Source organism: Agromyces sp. NPDC055661 (assembly GCF_053618135.1).
This window is the reverse complement of the sequence record NZ_JBSHHC010000002.1, coordinates 1,100,086-1,116,602: the sequence shown is the minus strand read 5'-3', so window position 1 is coordinate 1,116,602 and position 16,517 is coordinate 1,100,086. Positions and strand designations below refer to the sequence as shown.

Here is a 16,517-nt window from a genome sequence, read left to right as displayed (position 1 = left end):
CATGGAGCATCGCTCGTTCCCCGTGCCCGACGGGCTCGACGGCGTGCGCGTCGACCAGGGGCTCGCGAAGCTCCTCGGGTTCTCGCGCACCCAGGCCGCGGACATCGCGGCCGCCGGGGGAGCCGCGCTCGACGGCGCCACGGTCGACAAGTCCGATCGGCTTCGCGCCGGCGCGTGGCTCGAGGTGAACTGGGAGCCGCCGCGCACCCTCGAGGTGGTGCCGGTCGCGGTGCCCGACCTCGGCATCGTGCACGACGACGACGACGTCGTGGTCGTCGACAAGCCCGCGGGCGTCGCGGCGCATCCGTCGCTCGGCTGGGACGGGCCCACGGTCGTCGGCGCCCTCGCCGCGGCCGGCTTCCGTATCTCGACGTCGGGCGCGCCCGAACGGCAGGGCGTGGTGCACCGGCTCGACGCCGGCACGAGCGGGCTCATGGTCGTCGCGAAGTCCGAGCGCGCCTACACCGAGCTGAAGCGCCAGTTCCACGACCGAGAGGTCGAGAAGATCTACCACACGGTCGTGCAGGGGCACCCCGATCCGCTGGCCGGCACGATCGACGCGCCGGTCGGCCGGCACCCGAGGTCGGAGTGGAAGTTCGCCGTCACGGCCGACGGCAAGCACGCGGTCACGCACTACGAGACGATCGAGGCGTTCCCGTTCGCGTCGCTCCTCGAGGTGCACCTCGAGACCGGCCGCACGCACCAGATCCGCGTGCACATGGCGGCGCAGCGGCATCCGTGCGCCGGCGACGCCATGTACGGCGCCGACCCGACGCTCTCGGCCAGGCTCGGCCTGACCCGGCAGTGGCTGCACGCGAAGGAGCTCTCGCTGACGCATCCGGGCACCGGCCACTGGACCACCTTCGAGTCGGAGTACCCGGCCGACCTCGCGCACGCGCTCGACGTGCTGCGCGGCGACTGAGGCGACCACGGGCGAGGGCGCGTCCTGCCCTCCGCGTCGCAGGGTCGCCGTAGACTCGGAGCACCCCCGAGATCCACCCGCAGTACCTGATGAGGAGCCCCGTGGCCGCCGATTCCTTCGTCCACCTGCACGTCCATTCCGAGTACTCGATGCTCGACGGCGCCGCTCGGGTGGGGGAGCTCATCAAGGCCGCGCAGGAGCAGGAGATGCCCGCGGTCGCGGTCACCGACCACGGCAACGTGTTCGGCGCCTACGACTTCTGGAAGCAGGCGACCGACGCCGGCATCAAGCCGATCATCGGCACCGAGGCGTACATCACGCCGGGCACGGCGCGCGGCGACCGCACGCGCGTGCGCTGGGGCAACGGCGGTGAAGACGACGTGTCCGGCTCCGGTGCGTACACCCACATGACCCTGCTGTCCGAAACGACCGAGGGCATGCACAACCTGTTCCGGCTCTCGAGCCGCGCCTCGATCGAGGGCTACTACTTCAAGCCGCGCATGGACCGCGAACTGCTCTCGCAGTACTCCGCCGGGCTCATCGCCACGACCGGATGCCCCAGCGGCGAGGTGCAGACGCGCCTGCGGCTCGGTCAGTACGACGAGGCGGTGAAGGCGGCATCCGAGTACCGCGACCTCTTCGGCCGCGAGAACTACTTCGCCGAGATCATGGACCACGGGCTCGGCATCGAGAAGCGCATCATGGACGACCTGCTGCGCCTCGCGAAGCAGCTGGACCTGCCGCTCGTCGCCACCAACGACCTGCACTACACCCACGCGCACGACGCGAAGAGCCACGCGGCGCTGCTCTGCGTGCAGTCGGGCTCGACGCTCGACGACCCCAACCGCTTCAAGTTCGATGCCGACGAGTTCTACCTGAAGACCGCGGCCGAGATGCGGCACCTGTTCCGCGATCACCCCGAGGCGTGCGACAACACCCTGCTCATCGCCGAGCGGGCGAACGTGCAGTTCAACACGAGCGCCAACTACATGCCACGGTTCCCCGTGCCCGAGGGCGAGAGCGAGGAGAGCTGGTTCGTGAAGGAGGTCGAGCGCGGCCTCCACGTGCGCTACCCGAACGGCATCCCCGACGACGTCCGCGCGCAGGCCGACTACGAGGTCGGCGTCATCTCGCAGATGGGCTTCCCCGGCTACTTCCTCGTCGTCGCCGACTTCATCAACTGGTCGAAGCGCAACGGGATCCGCGTCGGCCCGGGCCGCGGCTCGGGCGCCGGCTCCATGGCGGCCTACGCGATGCGCATCACCGACCTCGACCCGCTCCGGCACGGGCTCATCTTCGAGCGCTTCCTCAACCCCGATCGCGTGTCGATGCCCGACTTCGACGTGGACTTCGACGAGCGCCGGCGCGGCGAGGTGATCCGGTACGTCACCGAGAAGTACGGCGACGAGCGCGTCGCGCAGATCGTCACGTACGGCACGATCAAGGCGAAGCAGGCCCTCAAGGACTCGAGTCGCGTGCTCGGCTTCCCGTTCGGAATGGGGGAGAAGCTCACCAAGGCGATGCCGCCCGCGATCATGGGCAAGGACATCCCGCTCTCGGGCATCGTCGACCCCGCCCATCCGCGCTACAAGGAGGCGGGCGACATCCGCGCGCTCATCGAGACGGATGCCGAGGCGAAGACGGTCTTCGACACGGCGCTCGGCCTCGAGAACCTCAAGCGCCAGTGGGGCGTGCACGCCGCGGGCGTCATCATGTCGAGCGACCCGCTCATCGACATCATCCCGATCATGAAGCGGGAGCAGGACGGCCAGATCGTCACGCAGTTCGACTACCCGGCGTGCGAGTCGCTCGGCCTCATCAAGATGGACTTCCTGGGGCTGCGCAACCTCACGATCATCGACGACGCCCTCGACAACATCGAGGCGAACCGCGGCTTCCGACCGGTGCTCGAAGACCTCGAGCTCGACGACCCCGAGGCGTACGCGCTCCTCTCGCGCGGCGACACCCTCGGCGTGTTCCAGCTCGACGGCGGCCCGATGCGCTCACTCCTGCGGCAGATGAAGCCCGACAACTTCGAGGACATCTCCGCCGTCATCGCGCTGTACCGTCCGGGCCCGATGGGCGCGAACTCGCACATCAACTACGCGCTCCGCAAGAACGCGCTGCAGCCCATCACGCCCATCCACGCGCAGCTCGAGGAGCCGTTGAAGGACATCCTCGACACGAGCTACGGCCTCATCATCTACCAGGAGCAGGTCATGGCGATCGCCCAGCGCGTCGCCGGGTTCTCGCTCGGACAGGCCGACATCCTGCGCCGCGCGATGGGCAAGAAGAAGAAGTCCGAGCTCGACAAGCAGTACGAGGGCTTCTCGAAGGGCATGCACGACAACGGCTACTCGGATGCCGCGGTGAAGACGCTGTGGGACATCCTGCTGCCCTTCTCCGACTACGCGTTCAACAAGGCGCACTCGGCCGCCTACGGCGTGCTCAGCTACTGGACCGCGTACCTCAAGGCGCACTACCCGGCCGAGTACATGGCGGCCCTGCTCACGAGCGTCGGAGACGCGCGCGACAAGCTCGCGCTCTACCTCAACGAGTGCCGCCGCATGGGCATCAAGGTGCTGCCGCCCGACGTGAACGAGTCCATCGGGTTCTTCGCGGCCGTCGGCGACGACATCCGGTTCGGACTCGGCGCGGTGCGCAACGTCGGCTTCAACGTGGTCGACGCGATCCGGGCCGCGCGCGAGGCGAAGGGCCGGTTCGAGTCGTTCCACGACTTCCTGAAGAAGGTGCCGATCCAGGTCGCGAACAAGCGCACCGTCGAGTCGCTGGTCAAGGCGGGCGCGTTCGACTCGCTCGGGCACACGCGCCGGGCGCTCGTCGAGATCCACGAGGGCGCGGTCGAGTCGGCCGTGAAGGAGAAGCGGGCCGAGGAGGTCGGCGACGTCGGCTTCGACTTCGACAGCCTCTTCGAGGACCACGAGCGCGAGGCGGCGCCGTCGCTCGTGCCCGACCGGCCCGAGTGGGCCAAGCGCGACAAGCTGGCGTTCGAGCGCGAGATGCTCGGGCTCTACGTCTCCGATCACCCGCTCGCGGGACTCGAGGCGCCGCTCGCGAAGCACGCGTCGACCACCATCACCGAGCTGGTGTCGTCGGATGCCACGCAGGACGGCGAGACCGTCACGATCGCCGGCCTCGTCACGAGCGTGCAGCATCGGGTCGCCCGCCAGAGCGGCAACCAGTACGGCATGATCCAGGTCGAGGACTTCTCGGGCGAGATCACCGTCATGTTCATGGGCAAGGCGTACCAGGAGTTCGCGCCAGGGCTGCGGGGCGACTCGATCGTCGTGGTGCGCGGTCGCGTGAGCCTTCGCGACGACGGCATGAACCTGCACGCGTACAGTGTGTTCTCGCCTGAGCTCGGGCAGGGCGACGAGTCCGGCCCGGTCGTCATCTCCCTGCCCGACGTGCGCGCCACGACCGACACGATCACGGCGCTCGGCGACGTGCTCATCCGGCATGCGGGCGACACCGAGGTGCGGCTGAAGCTCGTGAAGGGCCGCACCGCACGGGTCTTCGAGCTGCCGTACCCGGTGAAGGTCACGGCCGACTTCTACGGCGAGATCAAGAGCCTGCTCGGCCCGAACTGCCTGGTGTGACGCCGGCCGCGGGCCGGGGTCGCCGACGTCGGTACGCTGGATGATCATGCTGCGCACCATCGACCTCCGCGGGACCCGCCCGACCGTCTCCGAACTGCTCGGGCTCGTGCCGCGCGCCGCGATGGACGTGTCGGCCGCGTACGACATCGCGCGGGGGCTCATCGACGACGTGCGTCGCGACGGGTCCGCCGCCCTCGACGACCAGGCCGACCGGTTCGACGGCGGTCGCCCGCCGGCGGTCCGCGTGCCGGCCGACGAGCTGGCGGCCGCACGCGACGCGCTCACGCCCGAGGTGCGCCGCGCGGTCGAGTCCACGATCGAGCGCGTCCGCGCCGCGAGCGCGGCGCAGGTCCCCGCGCCCGTCGTCACCCGGCTCGGCGACGGCGCGGTGGTCGAGCAGCGCTGGCAGCCCGTCGAGCGCGTCGGGCTCTACGTCCCCGGCGGCAAGCTCGTCTATCCGTCGAGCGTCATCATGAACGTCGTCCCCGCGCAGATCGCCGGCGTGCGTTCGATCGCACTGGCGTCGCCGCCCCAGGCGGCGTTCGGGGGTCGCATCCACCCGACGATCGCGGGCGTGGCGGCCCTGCTCGGCATCGCCGAGGTCTACGCGATGGGCGGCGCCGGCGCGATCGGCGCGTTCGCCTACGGCGTGCCCGACCTCGGGCTCGAGCCCGTGCAGCGCGTGACCGGTCCGGGCAACGTGTTCGTCGCCGCCGCCAAGCGCGCCGTCGCGGGCGTCACGGGCATCGACGCAGAGGCTGGCCCGACCGACATCCTCGTCATCGCCGACGACTCGGCCGACGCCGACTTCGTGGCCTCCGACCTCGTGAGCCAGGCCGAGCACGACGAGCTCGCCGCGGCCGTGCTCGTGACCGACGACGCCGCGTTCGCCGAGCGCGTGCGGGAGCGCGTCACGGTCCGCGCCGATGCGACCCGGCACGCCGATCGCGTGCGCACCGCTCTGACGGGCGCGCAGTCCGCCGTCGTGCTCGTGGACGACCTCGAGCAGGCCGCGGCGTTCGCGAACGCGTTCGGCGCCGAGCACCTCGAGATCCAGGTGCGCGACACCGACGCCACCCTCGCGCGCATCGAGAACGCCGGCGCGATCTTCATCGGGCCGTACTCGCCCGTGAGCCTCGGCGACTACGCCGCCGGCTCGAACCACGTGCTGCCCACGGGGGGCATGGCGCGCTACGCGTCGGGGCTGTCGGCCGCGACCTTCCTCCGCCCGCAGCAGGTCGTCCGATACGACGAGGCGGCCCTGCGCGAGGTCGCGCCGGTGATCGCGACGCTCTCCGACGAGGAGGGACTCCCGGCGCACGGCGAGGCCGTGACCGCCCGGTTCGGCGAGCGCCCCTGACGGCGCCGCTAGGCTGGGAGCACCATGTACTGTCCGTTCTGCCGCCACCCGGATTCCCGTGTCATCGACTCCCGCACGAGCGACGACGGACTCTCGATCCGGCGCCGTCGGCAGTGCCCCGAGTGCGGCCGCCGCTTCTCGACGACCGAGACCGCGAGCCTCTCCGTGATCAAGCGCAGCGGCGTCATCGAGCCGTTCAGCCGCGAGAAGGTCGTGCTCGGCGTGAAGAAGGCCTGCCAGGGGCGCCCGGTCACCGACTCCGACCTCGCGGTGCTCGCCCAGAAGGTCGAGGAGACCATCCGCTCGACGGGCGCGTCGCAGATCGAGGCGAACGACATCGGCCTCGCGATCCTGCCGCCGCTGCGCGAGCTCGACGAGGTCGCCTACCTGCGCTTTGCGAGCGTGTACCAGGCGTTCGAGTCGCTCGACGACTTCGAGTCGGCCATCGACCTGCTGCGCGAGGAGCACGGCCGCCTGCCCGCCCGTCCCGTCGAGTGACGCGCGCGTCGGCCGCCTCGGCTTCTCCGATAGCCTGAGTCCCGGCATGTACCGACTCCTCTTCTCCCTCGTCTTCTCCCGCATGGACCCCGAGGACGCCCACCACCTCGCGTTCCGCGTCATCCGGGCACTGCCCACCCTCGGCTTCGGCCGGCTCGTCGAGCTGTTCACCCGGCCCGACCGCTCGCTCGAGGTTGAGGCGCTCGGTCGCACGTTCCCGTCGCCGTTCGGCGTCGCGGCGGGCTTCGACAAGGACGGCCTCGCCGTGCGCGGCCTCGGCCAGCTCGGGTTCGGCCACGTCGAGATCGGCACGATCACTGCGGTCGCGCAGCCCGGCAACGAGCGCCCGCGCCTCTTCCGGCTCATCGACGACCGCGCGCTCGTGAACCGCATGGGCTTCAACAACGGCGGGGCGGATGCCGCGGTGGGCCGCGTCTCGCGGCTCGCACGCCGGACGCACCGTCCGGTGCTCGGCGTGAACATCGGCAAGAGCCGGGTGACCCCCGTCGAGGACGCCATCGGCGACTACGAGCGGAGCGCGCGCGTGCTCGCCCCGTACGCCGACTACCTCGTGGTCAACGTGAGCTCGCCGAACACGCCGGGCCTCCGGGGACTGCAGGAGCTCGACGCGCTCGCGCCGCTGCTCGAGGCCGTGCGTGCGACGTCGGGCGACACCCCGCTGCTCGTGAAGATCGCGCCCGACCTCGACGACGCCGAGGTGGTACGCATCTGCGAGCTCGCGACACGCCTGGGCCTCGACGGGATCATCGCCACGAACACCACGATCTCGCGCGAGGGGCTGCGCGCCGCGGCATCCGTCGTCGAGGCCATCGGCGCCGGCGGCCTGTCGGGCGCACCGTTGGCCGCCAGGTCGCTCGAGGTGCTGCGGCTGGTGCGCGCGAACGTGCCCGCCGAGCTCTGCGTCGTGTCGGTGGGCGGCGTCGAGACCGCCGCCGACGTGCAGGACCGGCTCGATGCCGGCGCCACGCTCGTGCAGGGCTACTCGGCCTTCATCTACCGGGGGCCGCTGTGGGCTCGCCAGGTCAACCGGGGTCTCGTGCGGATCCGCCGGTCGCGCGGCCAGCACGCCACGGCCGTCGCCGCGTCGGCGTGAGCTGACGCCGCATCCGCCGGGGGTCGCCGCGTCGGAGCGTCTCGGGTCAGAGGATGCCGAGGTCGGCGAGCTGGTCGGCCAGCGTCGCTCCGTCGCTCGCCGACACCCACGGCACGTCGACGCCGTGCTGCTCGGCCTTGGTGCGGCCGCCGGCGAGCACGGCCTCGCCGGTCGACAGGCGACGGATCGCGACCGCGGCGACGCGCTCGGGATGCTCGGCCGCGAAGCGGGCGTAGAGCTCCTCGTCGTGCTGCCCGTCGTCGCCGATGAGGAGCCACCTGACGTGCGGGAACTCCTCGGCGAGCCGTCGGAGGTTCTCCTCCTTGTGGGCCCGCCCGCTGCGGAACAGGCGATCGTGCGTGGGCCCCCAATCGGTGAGGAGCAGGGGACCAGCGGGGTAGAGGTTGCGGGAGAGGAAGCGCGTGAGCGTGGGCGCGACGTTCCAGGCCCCCGTGGAGAGGTAGATGACGGCCGCGCCGGGGTGCGCGCGCACGAGGCGCTCGTACAACACGGCCATGCCCGGGGTCGGGATGCGTGCGTGCTCGTCGAGCACGAAGGTGTTCCACGCCGCCACGAGCGGGCGGGGGAGCGCCGTGACCATGACCGTGTCGTCGACGTCGGAGATGAGGCCGAACTCCACGTCGGTGCCGACGATCCAGATCGGCGCCTCGACCGGCTCCGCGCCCTCGGTGCGCAGCGTCGCCTGGTGCCACCCGGGCGACAGGGCCACGGGCACGCGCGTGTCGACGACCCCGCCTCGGTCGGCGAGCACCTCGATCCGCTCGCTGCCGATCTCGATCACGACGGGCACGTCGCCCACCGGCACGCTCGTGAAGCTGCGCCATCCGCGGATGCCCTGCTCACGCCGCCGCCGGCGCCGCTTCGAGGGCTCGTCGGCCGCGATGGGCTTCGAGAGCAGCACCCGGCAGAGCACGCGGACCCATTCCGACGACCCGTAGCCCGTGTACGGGACCACCGTCGGCACGTGGCCGCGACGGCGTGCCCAGCGCTCGCGCACGTCGTGGATCCAGTCCTCGAGGCGCGCGGCGCGGTGCCGGACCTCGCGTTCCTTGGATCCGGCCGGGGTCGGGGGGCTCGCCGGCATCCACTCAGTCTGTCATGCGCTCCCGGCGGGTCGGAAAACGGGGTCCCGCCCGTCGTGTCGGGGATCGGGTGTCGCGACCGGTAGAGTGGAGCAGCACAAGAGGGAGGATCCGTGCCGAATATCGACCTGCTCCTCGGGGCCGATCCAAGCCGGAAGCGCGTGGTTCGCACCGAGCCGACGCAGCGACGCAGCACACAGCGACTCGATGCGCTGCTGGATGCCGCGGCTGAGATCGTCGACGAGATCGGATTCGAGCGACTCACGACGCAGATGGTCGCCGAGCGCGCCGGCGCGTCGATCGGCACGGTCTACCGGTACTTCCCCGATCGCGTGGCGGTGCTGCACGCGCTGCGCGAGCGCTCGGTCCGCCGCTTCCGCGAGCGGGTCGCCGTCGACATGGCGAACACCGAGCTGCGCACCTGGTGGGACGTCGTCGACATCGCGCTCGACGCCTCGATCGCGCTCTACCGTGAGGAGCCCGGCTTCAGCGTCGTGCACGCCGCCCAGCGTGAGACCGCCGACGACGGCACCGAGCCCGAGTTCGCGCACCGCATGGCGATGCTCATCGAGGCGGAGTTCGACCACGAGTCCTCCGACCCCGAGCTGAGGTTCCGCCTCGGGGTGGCGCTCGAGCTCGGCGATGCGCTCATCAACCGGGCCTACGAGCGCGAGCACGGGGGCGACCAGCGCTACCTCGCCGAGGCCAAGCGCGTCGTGCACGACTACCTCGCCGAGCATCTCGGCTCGGTGCACGTCGCCGGCTCGGCCGCCTGACGAGCCGTCGCGGCATCCGCCCGTCGGGGGCGCGATTCGGCGTGCCCTCCAGGGCGCGATCGTCGCGCCCGGCATCGGCGGATCGGGGTCCCCGCTGACGCGCGACGCGTCGCCGGTTCCGACGCGAGACCTCGCGCAGAGTACGGGAAGACCCGCCGTGTCACCTGCGTTGTCTAGAGACATGATTGGTGTTTGGCTTGCATTCCGGCGTGCGGGCGATCGCCCCGAGCTGGAGTGAGGCAGCCATGATCGAGTTCCGCGGTGTCACGAAGCAGTATCCCGACGGCACCCTCGCGGTGGAGGACGTCGACATCATCATCCCGCCGCACAAGACGACGGTGCTGGTCGGCTCGTCGGGCTCGGGCAAGACGACGCTGTTGCGCATGATCAACCGCATGGTCGACCCCACGTCGGGCGAGGTGCTCATCGACGGCACGAACGTCGCGACGGTCGACCCCGTGCAGCTGCGCCGTGGCATCGGCTACGTGATGCAGAACTCGGGCCTGCTGCCGCACCGGAAGGTGATCGACAACGTCGCGACCGTGCCGCTGCTGCGCGGCACCCGCAAGCGCGAGGCCTATGCCCGCGCGCTCGAGCTCCTCGACACGGTGGGCCTCGACCGTTCGCTCGCCGACCGATACCCGAGCCAGCTCTCGGGCGGCCAGCAGCAGCGCGTCGGCGTGGCGCGCGGGCTCGCGGTCGACCCCAACATCCTCCTCATGGACGAGCCGTTCGGCGCCGTCGACCCCATCGTGCGCGCCGAGCTCCAGCAGGAGCTGCTCCGGCTGCAGGGCGAGCTCGGCAAGACGGTCGTCTTCGTGACCCACGACATCGACGAGGCGTTCCTCCTCGGCGACCAGGTCGTCATCATGCAGCAGGGCGGCCGGATCTCGCAGGCGGCCTCGCCCGCGGAGATCCTCGCCCAGCCGGCCGACGCGTTCGTCGCCGACTTCGTGGGCGCGGACCGCGGTAAGCGGGCGCTGCACGTGACCGAGGTCGACGGTCGCCGCGTCGTGGTCGACGCCGACGGCCGGCCGGCGGGGGTCCTGACCTCGTGAACTGGCTCTGGTCGAACCTCGACCTGGTCGCACAGCTCACGCTGGTGCACCTGGCGTTGTCGGTGCCCGCGATCATACTGAGCTTCGTGATCTCCGTCCCGATCGGGTGGCTCGCGTACACCTACCGGTGGTCGAGGGGCGTGCTGCTGTCGCTGTGCGGGCTCCTCTACGCCATCCCGTCGCTCGCGCTCTTCATCGCGCTCCCGCCGATCACCGGCCTCAGCCTCCGGTCCCCGCTGAACCTCGTCATCGCCCTGACGCTCTACGGCATCGCCGTGCTCGTCCGCACGGCCGCCGATGCGTTCGACGCGGTCGCGCCCGACGTGCGCCAGTCGGCCACCGCCGTGGGCTACTCCGCGAGAGGCCGGTTCTGGGGCGTCGAGCTGCCGCTGGCCGGCCCAGTGCTGCTGTCGGGACTGCGCGTCGTGATCGTGAGCACGGTGAGCCTCGTCACGGTCGGCGCGGTGATCGGCGTGCCGAGCCTCGGCAGCCTGTTCACCGACGGGTTCCAGCGCGGCATCCAGGTCGAGATCGCCACCGGCATCGTGATGACCATCGTGCTCGCGCTCGCGCTCGACGGCGCCGCGGTGCTCCTCGGTCGCATGCTCATGCCGTGGACCCGGGTCGGCGCAGCGGTCCGCCGCTCGTCGGCGGTCGTTCCCGTGGCGAGGCAGGTCGACGCATGAACCTGTTCCTCGAGGGCATCGCCTGGATCCTCGACCCCGTGAACTGGACCGGGCCAGGCAGCATCCCCATTCGCATCGCCCAGCACCTCGCCATCTCGGCCGTCGTGCTGGTCATCGCCGCCGTCATCGCCCTGCCGCTCGGCGGGGTAGTCGGCCACACCGGCCGGGGCAAGAACCTCGCCGTGAGCGTCTCGGGCGGCCTGCGGGCACTGCCCACGCTCGGCGCGCTGACGCTCTTCGGGCTCTGGCTGGGCATCGGCCTCGCCGCGCCCATCATCGCGCTCGTGATCCTCGCGATCCCGCCGCTCCTCGCGGGCGCCTACGCGGGCTTCGAGTCCGTCGACCGGCGCACGATCGACGCGGCGCGCGCGATGGGCATGCGCGAGGGCCAGATCGTGGGCAAGGTCGAGCTGCCGCTCGGCATGCCGATCGTCGTGGGCGGCATCCGCTCGGCCACGCTGCAGATCATCGCGACCGCGACCCTCGCTGCGTACATCGCCGACGAAGGCCTCGGCCGCTTCATCTTCGAGGGGCTGAAGACGAGGAACTACGCCGAGATGCTCGGCGGCTCCATCCTCGTGATCATCCTCGCGCTCGTCGTCGACGGATGCTTCGCCCTCACCCAGCGCCTCGTGGTGCCCGCCGGCGTGCGGGCCGCGAGGTCCACCGAGCTCCGTTCGCGACCGACCCGGTCCCGGGCGGCACTGGGGCAACCCATCAATGAAGGGAATCGATCATGATCACCGCAGGAAAAGGCCGGCTCGTTGCGCTTGCAGCGGTCGCGGTCGGGGCGACAGTGGCCCTGGCAGGGTGCGCGTCGGGCAACCCGCTCGACAACGGGTCGACAGGAGAGGCGACGTCGGAGACGCTCGTCATCGGCTCGCAGGACTACTACTCGAACGAGATCATCGCCGAGATCTACGCCCAGGCGCTCGAGGAGAACGGCTTCACGGTCGACCGGCAGTTCCGCATCGGCCAGCGTGAGGTGTACATCCCCGAGATCGAGAGCGGCGCGATCGATGTCTTCCCCGAGTACACGGGCAACCTGCTGCAGTACTACGTGCCCGACACGACGGCGACCACCAGCGACGCCGTCTACGCCGAGCTCGAGACGTCGCTGCCCGAGGGGTTGCGCGTGCTCGACCAGTCGCCCGCGACCGACCAGGACTCCTACAACGTGACGAAGAAGTTCTCCGACGAGAACGACGTCACGAGCCTCGCGGACCTGAAGAACGTGACCACGCCGATCACGCTCGGCGGCAATTCCGAGCTGGCGACCCGACCCTACGGACCCGATGGCCTGAAGAAGGTCTACGGCGTCGACGTCGGGTTCACGCCGATCGAGGACAGCGGCGGCCCGCTCACGCTGAAGGCGCTCGTCGACAACCAGGTGCAGATGGTGAACATCTACAGCGCCGACCCGAACATCGCGGCGAACGACCTCGTGACCCTCGAGGACCCCGAGGGCCTCTTCCTCGCCTCGAACGTGGTGCCCGTCGTGAGCGAGAAGGTCACCGATGAGGCCGCCGACGTCATCAACACGGTCAGCGCGGCGCTGACGGCCGAGGATCTCGTGAAGCTCAACTCGTTGAGCGTCAACGACCAGGAGTCCGCCGAGCAGATCGCGAAGGACTGGCTCTCGGAGCAGAACCTGTTCTGACGTGATCGCTCCGTCGCGGCCGCGTCCTACCGGCTCCCGTCGCGGCTCGAGGGGTCGGATGCTTCGGCGTCCGGCCCCTCGGTCGTGCGGAGCACGGGTCCGTTCGTGGTCGCGGCGGGCGCCGGCGCTCCCGGCGCCTCGGCGACGGCGGCCGTGGATGCCGCCGCGCCCTCGCCTGCGCCGTCGGCTGCGCCCGCGACCGGCGCCTCCATGTGGCGCGACTCCACGCGGAGGATGAGCTTCTTCGCCGCCCACACCGCGATCAGGAACACCGCGATGACGGCGACGAAGATGTAGCCCGCCCAGTGCAGGTCGCGGCTCAGCTCGCGGTAGCTGCCCGCGGCGAGCCAGCCGACCGTGACGTACGCGAACGCCCACAGGATGCACGCGGGCACCGTCCACGTCATGAACCGGCGGTAGGTCATCGTGCTCATGCCGACGGTGAGCGGCACGAGGGAGTGCAGCACGGGCAGGAAGCGCGAGAGGAAGACCGCCGGGCCACCCCGTCGGTCGAGGTAGCGCTGCGCCCGCGCCCAGTTCTCGTCGCCGATGCGACGCCCGAGTCGCGAAGCGTGGATGTGGGGTCCGAACCATCGGCCGAGGGCGAAGCCGATGCTCTCGCCGACGAGTGCGCCCACGATGACCGCGAACGCGAGCGCGAGGTACTCGCCGACGCCGTCGACCGCGGTCGATGCGACGAGGACGATCGTGTCGCCCGGCACGACGAGCCCGATGAGCACCGACGTCTCGAGCATGATGCCGAGCCCCGCGAGCAGCGTGCGCACGACCGGATCCACGGCCTGCACCGTGTCGAGGATCCAGTCGAGGAGCTCGTTCACCGTTCGAGCGTATCCACGGCGAGCCCGCGGCGCGTCACCCTAGGGGACGATTCCGAGGATCGCGGCATACCCCACGAGGGGCACGGCGACCAGCACGACGGATGCCGCGAGGGCGGCGATGCGGGGTCCACGGGCGTCGCGCGACGCGTTCGACCCCGAGCCGAGCCGATCGAGACGCGCGGCGAGCATCGCGCCGTCGGGATCGGCGCCCGAGGCGGCATCCGCGAACGACGCGGACTCGCCCGCGTTGCCCACCCGCTCGAGCGCGCTCCGGAGCGCGTCGTCGCCCTTCGCGCGACGCGCGCCGTCGTCGGCGAGCATCTCCGTGAGGGTCACCACCGAGCGCTCGGCGCGGTTCGCGATCGGGAACCACGGGATCGCGCTGTGCCAGGCGCGGAAGGCGAGGCGCACGAGGTGGTGCAGCTGGTCGAGGTGCGTGCGCTCGTGCACGATCACGGCGCCGAGCTCGTCGGGGGAGAGGGCGTCGATGAGACCGTCGGTGAGCACCGTCGCGGTGCGGATGCCCGGCACGCAGTAGGCGAGCGGCACGGGAGTGGCGATGACCCGCGTGCGGGGCTCCCCGGGCAGCGGGTCGCTGAGGAGGTCGATGAGCTGGTGCTGCCGACGCCGCTCGCGCTCCGCGCGCACGGCGACCAGCGCGAGGTTGAGCAGTAGGAGCAGCGTGACGGCGACCGCGAGCGTCAGTGCGGCGATCTCGGCGACGCCGAATCCGGGCGGGAGCGGGCCGTCGAACAGGTGCGGCGCGAGCGCGACCACGGTGGCGGGCAGCGAGCCCTCGGGCGACGAGCCGTAGGCCAGGAGGCATCCGATCATCGACAGGCCGCCGGCGAGCGCGATCGCCTGCCAGAGCGCGAGCGCCGCGGCGGGGGTGCGCGCCGGCCAGTCGGCACGTGAGAGCGCCACGGGCACGGGCCAGGCGAGCGCGAGGGCCAGGATCCCGAGCACCGCCGAGACGGCGAGCATGGTCAGCGGTGGGCGAGCTCGTCGAGCAAGCGGCGCAGCGTGGCCGCTTCGCCGGCCGTGGCGGTGCTCACGAACCGGGCGAGTGCGGCGTCGCGGTCGGCGGACCTGTCGAGCACCTCGTGCATGAGCTCGGCGGTGTGCTCCTCGCGGCTGAGCAGCGCGTGGTAGCGGTGCGGGCGCACGTCGCGGGTGCGCGCCACGAAGCCCTTGCGCTCGAGGCGCGAGAGCACCGTGAGCATGGTGGTCGTGGCCACCGTGCGACCCGGCTCGTCGCGCACGGCGAGCGTGTCGCGCAGCTCGTTCGCGGTGAGCGCGGCATCGTTCGTCCAGAGCACCTCCATCACGGAGCGCTCCAACTCGCCAAGACTCGCCATGCCTCCAGACTACCGTTGACGGCCCGAATGTTCTACGCTTCGTAGAAGAAATGTCTACGACGTGTAGAAATCTCCTCCTGGGACCTCGGCGCTTCCGAAAGGGGCATCCGTGAACGAACTGCTCGACCCGTTGCTGCTCGCCAGGTGGCAGTTCGGCCTCACCACCGTCTACCACTTCCTCTTCGTCCCGATCACGATCGGACTCGCCACCACCACTGCGGTGTTCCAGACCGCGTGGTACCGCACGGGCAAGGCCGAGTACCTCCGCATCACGCGGTTCTTCGGCTCGATCTTCCTCATCAACTTCGCCATGGGCGTGGTCACGGGCATCGTGCAGGAGTTCCAGTTCGGCATGAACTGGTCGGAGTACTCCCGCTTCGTGGGGGACGTGTTCGGCGCTCCGCTCGCCCTCGAGGGGCTGCTGGCCTTCTTCTTCGAGGCGACGTTCATCGGGCTCTGGATCTTCGGCTGGGACAAGCTCCCGCGCGGCCTCCACCTCGCCACGATCTGGGCGACCGCGATCGGGAGCATCCTCTCGGCGTACTTCATCATCGCCGCGAACGCGTTCATGCAGAACCCCGTAGGCTACGAGATGAACGCCGAGAAGGGGCGCGCGGAGCTCGTCGACATCGGGGCGCTGCTCACCAACCCGGTCGCGCTGGCCGCATTCCCGCACACCATCGCGGCGTCCTTCATGGTGTCGTCGGGCCTCGTGATCAGCGCCGCCGCCTGGCACCTCGCCCGCAACCAGCACCTCGACACAATGCGGCCCGCGCTGAAGTTCGGACTCTGGACGATGGTCGCCGCCGGCATCCTCACGACGTTCTTCGGCGACCAGCTGAGCCTCGCGATGGTGGCCACGCAGCCCATGAAGATGGCCGCCGCCGAGGCGACGTACGACACGGTCTGCGGGGCGGATGCCTCGTTCTCGCTGTTCACCCTGGGCACTCCCGACGGCACGTCCGAGCTGTTCTCGATCCGGGTGCCCTACCTGCTCTCGCTCCTGTCGACGCACAGCTTCGACGGCTGCGTGGAGGGCATCAACGACCTGCAGGCCCAGTACACCGCGCTCTACGGTCCCGGCGACTACGCCCCGATCATCTGGGTCACCTACTGGGCGTTCCGCTGGATGATCGGCCTCGGCCTGCTCCACGTGATCATCGCGGTCGTCGGACTCTGGCTCACGCGAAAGGGTCGCATGCCGAAGCAGGCATGGATCTGGAAGGTCGCGATCTGGAGCTTCCCGCTCTCGCTCGCCGCCATGATCGTCGGCTGGATCTTCACGGAGATGGGCAGGCAGCCCTGGATCGTGTTCAGCCTGCTCTGGACCGAGTCCGCGGTCTCGCCGAACGTCACGGGGCTCGACGTGCTCATCTCGCTCGTCGCCTTCACGCTGATCTACGGCGCCCTCGCGGTGGTCGAGGTGCGCCTCGTCATCCGCGCGATCAAGAAGGGGCCGCCCGAGGTGGGCGAGCCCCATCCCGAGACCGGCCGGGTCGAGCCCGCGACCACGGTGTACTAGG

The 16,517-nt window shown here is 70.7% G+C and carries 14 protein-coding genes and 1 pseudogene; 11 read left to right on the top strand and 4 right to left on the bottom strand.

Going from position 1 to position 16,517, the window contains the following annotated elements; genetic code table 11:
- Position 1 precedes the first annotated feature (1 nt).
- The 5 genes from ACWGO8_RS18730 to ACWGO8_RS18710 all read left to right on the top strand — a co-directional run bounded on the left by ACWGO8_RS18730 (position 2) and on the right by ACWGO8_RS18710 (position 7,514).
- Positions 2-922 carry an RluA family pseudouridine synthase gene (locus ACWGO8_RS18730; RefSeq protein ID WP_452044454.1) on the top strand — a complete coding sequence of 307 codons (921 nt, stop codon included), beginning with the start codon at positions 2-4 and terminating at the stop codon, positions 920-922.
- 149 nt (positions 923-1,071) lie between these two features.
- A complete protein-coding gene (gene dnaE, locus ACWGO8_RS18725) occupies positions 1,072-4,542 on the top strand; it encodes a DNA polymerase III subunit alpha (protein WP_452044588.1) in 3,471 nt (1,156 codons plus the stop codon).
- 46 nt (positions 4,543-4,588) lie between these two features.
- Positions 4,589-5,902, top strand: coding sequence for a histidinol dehydrogenase (hisD, locus tag ACWGO8_RS18720; RefSeq protein ID WP_452044453.1), 1,314 nt, complete (start codon positions 4,589-4,591; stop codon positions 5,900-5,902).
- A 24-nt stretch (positions 5,903-5,926) separates the two neighbouring features.
- The gene (gene nrdR, locus ACWGO8_RS18715) at positions 5,927-6,400 is read left to right on the top strand and encodes a transcriptional regulator NrdR (RefSeq protein WP_376954497.1); all 474 of its coding nucleotides are present in this window, start codon (positions 5,927-5,929) and stop codon (positions 6,398-6,400) included.
- Between the two features lie 46 nt (positions 6,401-6,446).
- The gene (locus ACWGO8_RS18710; RefSeq protein ID WP_452044452.1) at positions 6,447-7,514 is read left to right on the top strand and encodes a quinone-dependent dihydroorotate dehydrogenase; all 1,068 of its coding nucleotides are present in this window, start codon (positions 6,447-6,449) and stop codon (positions 7,512-7,514) included.
- A 46-nt stretch (positions 7,515-7,560) separates the two neighbouring features.
- On the opposite strand, the gene ACWGO8_RS18705 is transcribed toward ACWGO8_RS18710, so the two are convergent.
- Positions 7,561-8,619, bottom strand: coding sequence for an App1 family protein (locus tag ACWGO8_RS18705; protein WP_452044451.1), 1,059 nt, complete (start codon positions 8,617-8,619; stop codon positions 7,561-7,563).
- 159 nt (positions 8,620-8,778) lie between these two features.
- On the opposite strand from ACWGO8_RS18705, the gene ACWGO8_RS18700 reads away from it, so the two are divergent.
- The 5 genes from ACWGO8_RS18700 (at position 8,779) to ACWGO8_RS18680 (ending at position 12,797) form a co-directional block, all read left to right on the top strand.
- Entirely contained in the window at positions 8,779-9,393 is a 615-nt protein-coding gene (locus ACWGO8_RS18700) for a TetR family transcriptional regulator (protein ID WP_452044450.1), read from the top strand.
- A gap of 245 nt (positions 9,394-9,638) precedes the next feature.
- Positions 9,639-10,451, top strand: a complete 813-nt coding sequence (locus ACWGO8_RS18695; protein ID WP_452044449.1) for an ABC transporter ATP-binding protein — start codon at positions 9,639-9,641, stop codon at positions 10,449-10,451.
- Positions 10,448-11,137, top strand: coding sequence for an ABC transporter permease (locus tag ACWGO8_RS18690; RefSeq protein WP_452044448.1), 690 nt, complete (start codon positions 10,448-10,450; stop codon positions 11,135-11,137). The genes ACWGO8_RS18695 and ACWGO8_RS18690 overlap by 4 nt, the downstream gene beginning before the upstream one ends.
- A complete protein-coding gene (locus ACWGO8_RS18685) occupies positions 11,134-11,877 on the top strand; it encodes an ABC transporter permease (RefSeq protein WP_452044447.1) in 744 nt (247 codons plus the stop codon). The genes ACWGO8_RS18690 and ACWGO8_RS18685 overlap by 4 nt, the downstream gene beginning before the upstream one ends.
- Entirely contained in the window at positions 11,874-12,797 is a 924-nt protein-coding gene (locus ACWGO8_RS18680) for an ABC transporter substrate-binding protein (protein WP_452044446.1), read from the top strand. Before ACWGO8_RS18685 ends, ACWGO8_RS18680 begins: the two co-directional genes overlap by 4 nt.
- A 182-nt stretch (positions 12,798-12,979) precedes the next feature.
- Here the strand turns inward: ACWGO8_RS18680 and ACWGO8_RS18675 are convergent.
- The 3 genes and pseudogenes from ACWGO8_RS18675 to ACWGO8_RS18665 form a co-directional block, all read right to left on the bottom strand.
- Positions 12,980-13,636 (bottom strand): annotated as a pseudogene (locus ACWGO8_RS18675) (DedA family protein); the annotation flags it as partial.
- A 39-nt stretch (positions 13,637-13,675) separates the two neighbouring features.
- Positions 13,676-14,620, bottom strand: a complete 945-nt coding sequence (locus ACWGO8_RS18670) for a M56 family metallopeptidase (protein WP_452044445.1) — start codon at positions 14,618-14,620, stop codon at positions 13,676-13,678.
- A 2-nt stretch (positions 14,621-14,622) separates the two neighbouring features.
- Positions 14,623-14,994: a BlaI/MecI/CopY family transcriptional regulator gene (locus ACWGO8_RS18665; protein ID WP_452044444.1), complete on the bottom strand. Its 372-nt coding sequence runs from the start codon at positions 14,992-14,994 to the stop codon at positions 14,623-14,625.
- Between the two features lie 109 nt (positions 14,995-15,103).
- Here ACWGO8_RS18665 and ACWGO8_RS18660 point away from each other — a divergent pair, with 109 nt between their 5' ends.
- On the top strand, positions 15,104-16,516 hold the full coding sequence (locus ACWGO8_RS18660; protein ID WP_452044443.1) for a cytochrome ubiquinol oxidase subunit I: 1,413 nt from the start codon (positions 15,104-15,106) through the stop codon (positions 16,514-16,516).
- Position 16,517: the final 1 nt, after the last annotated feature.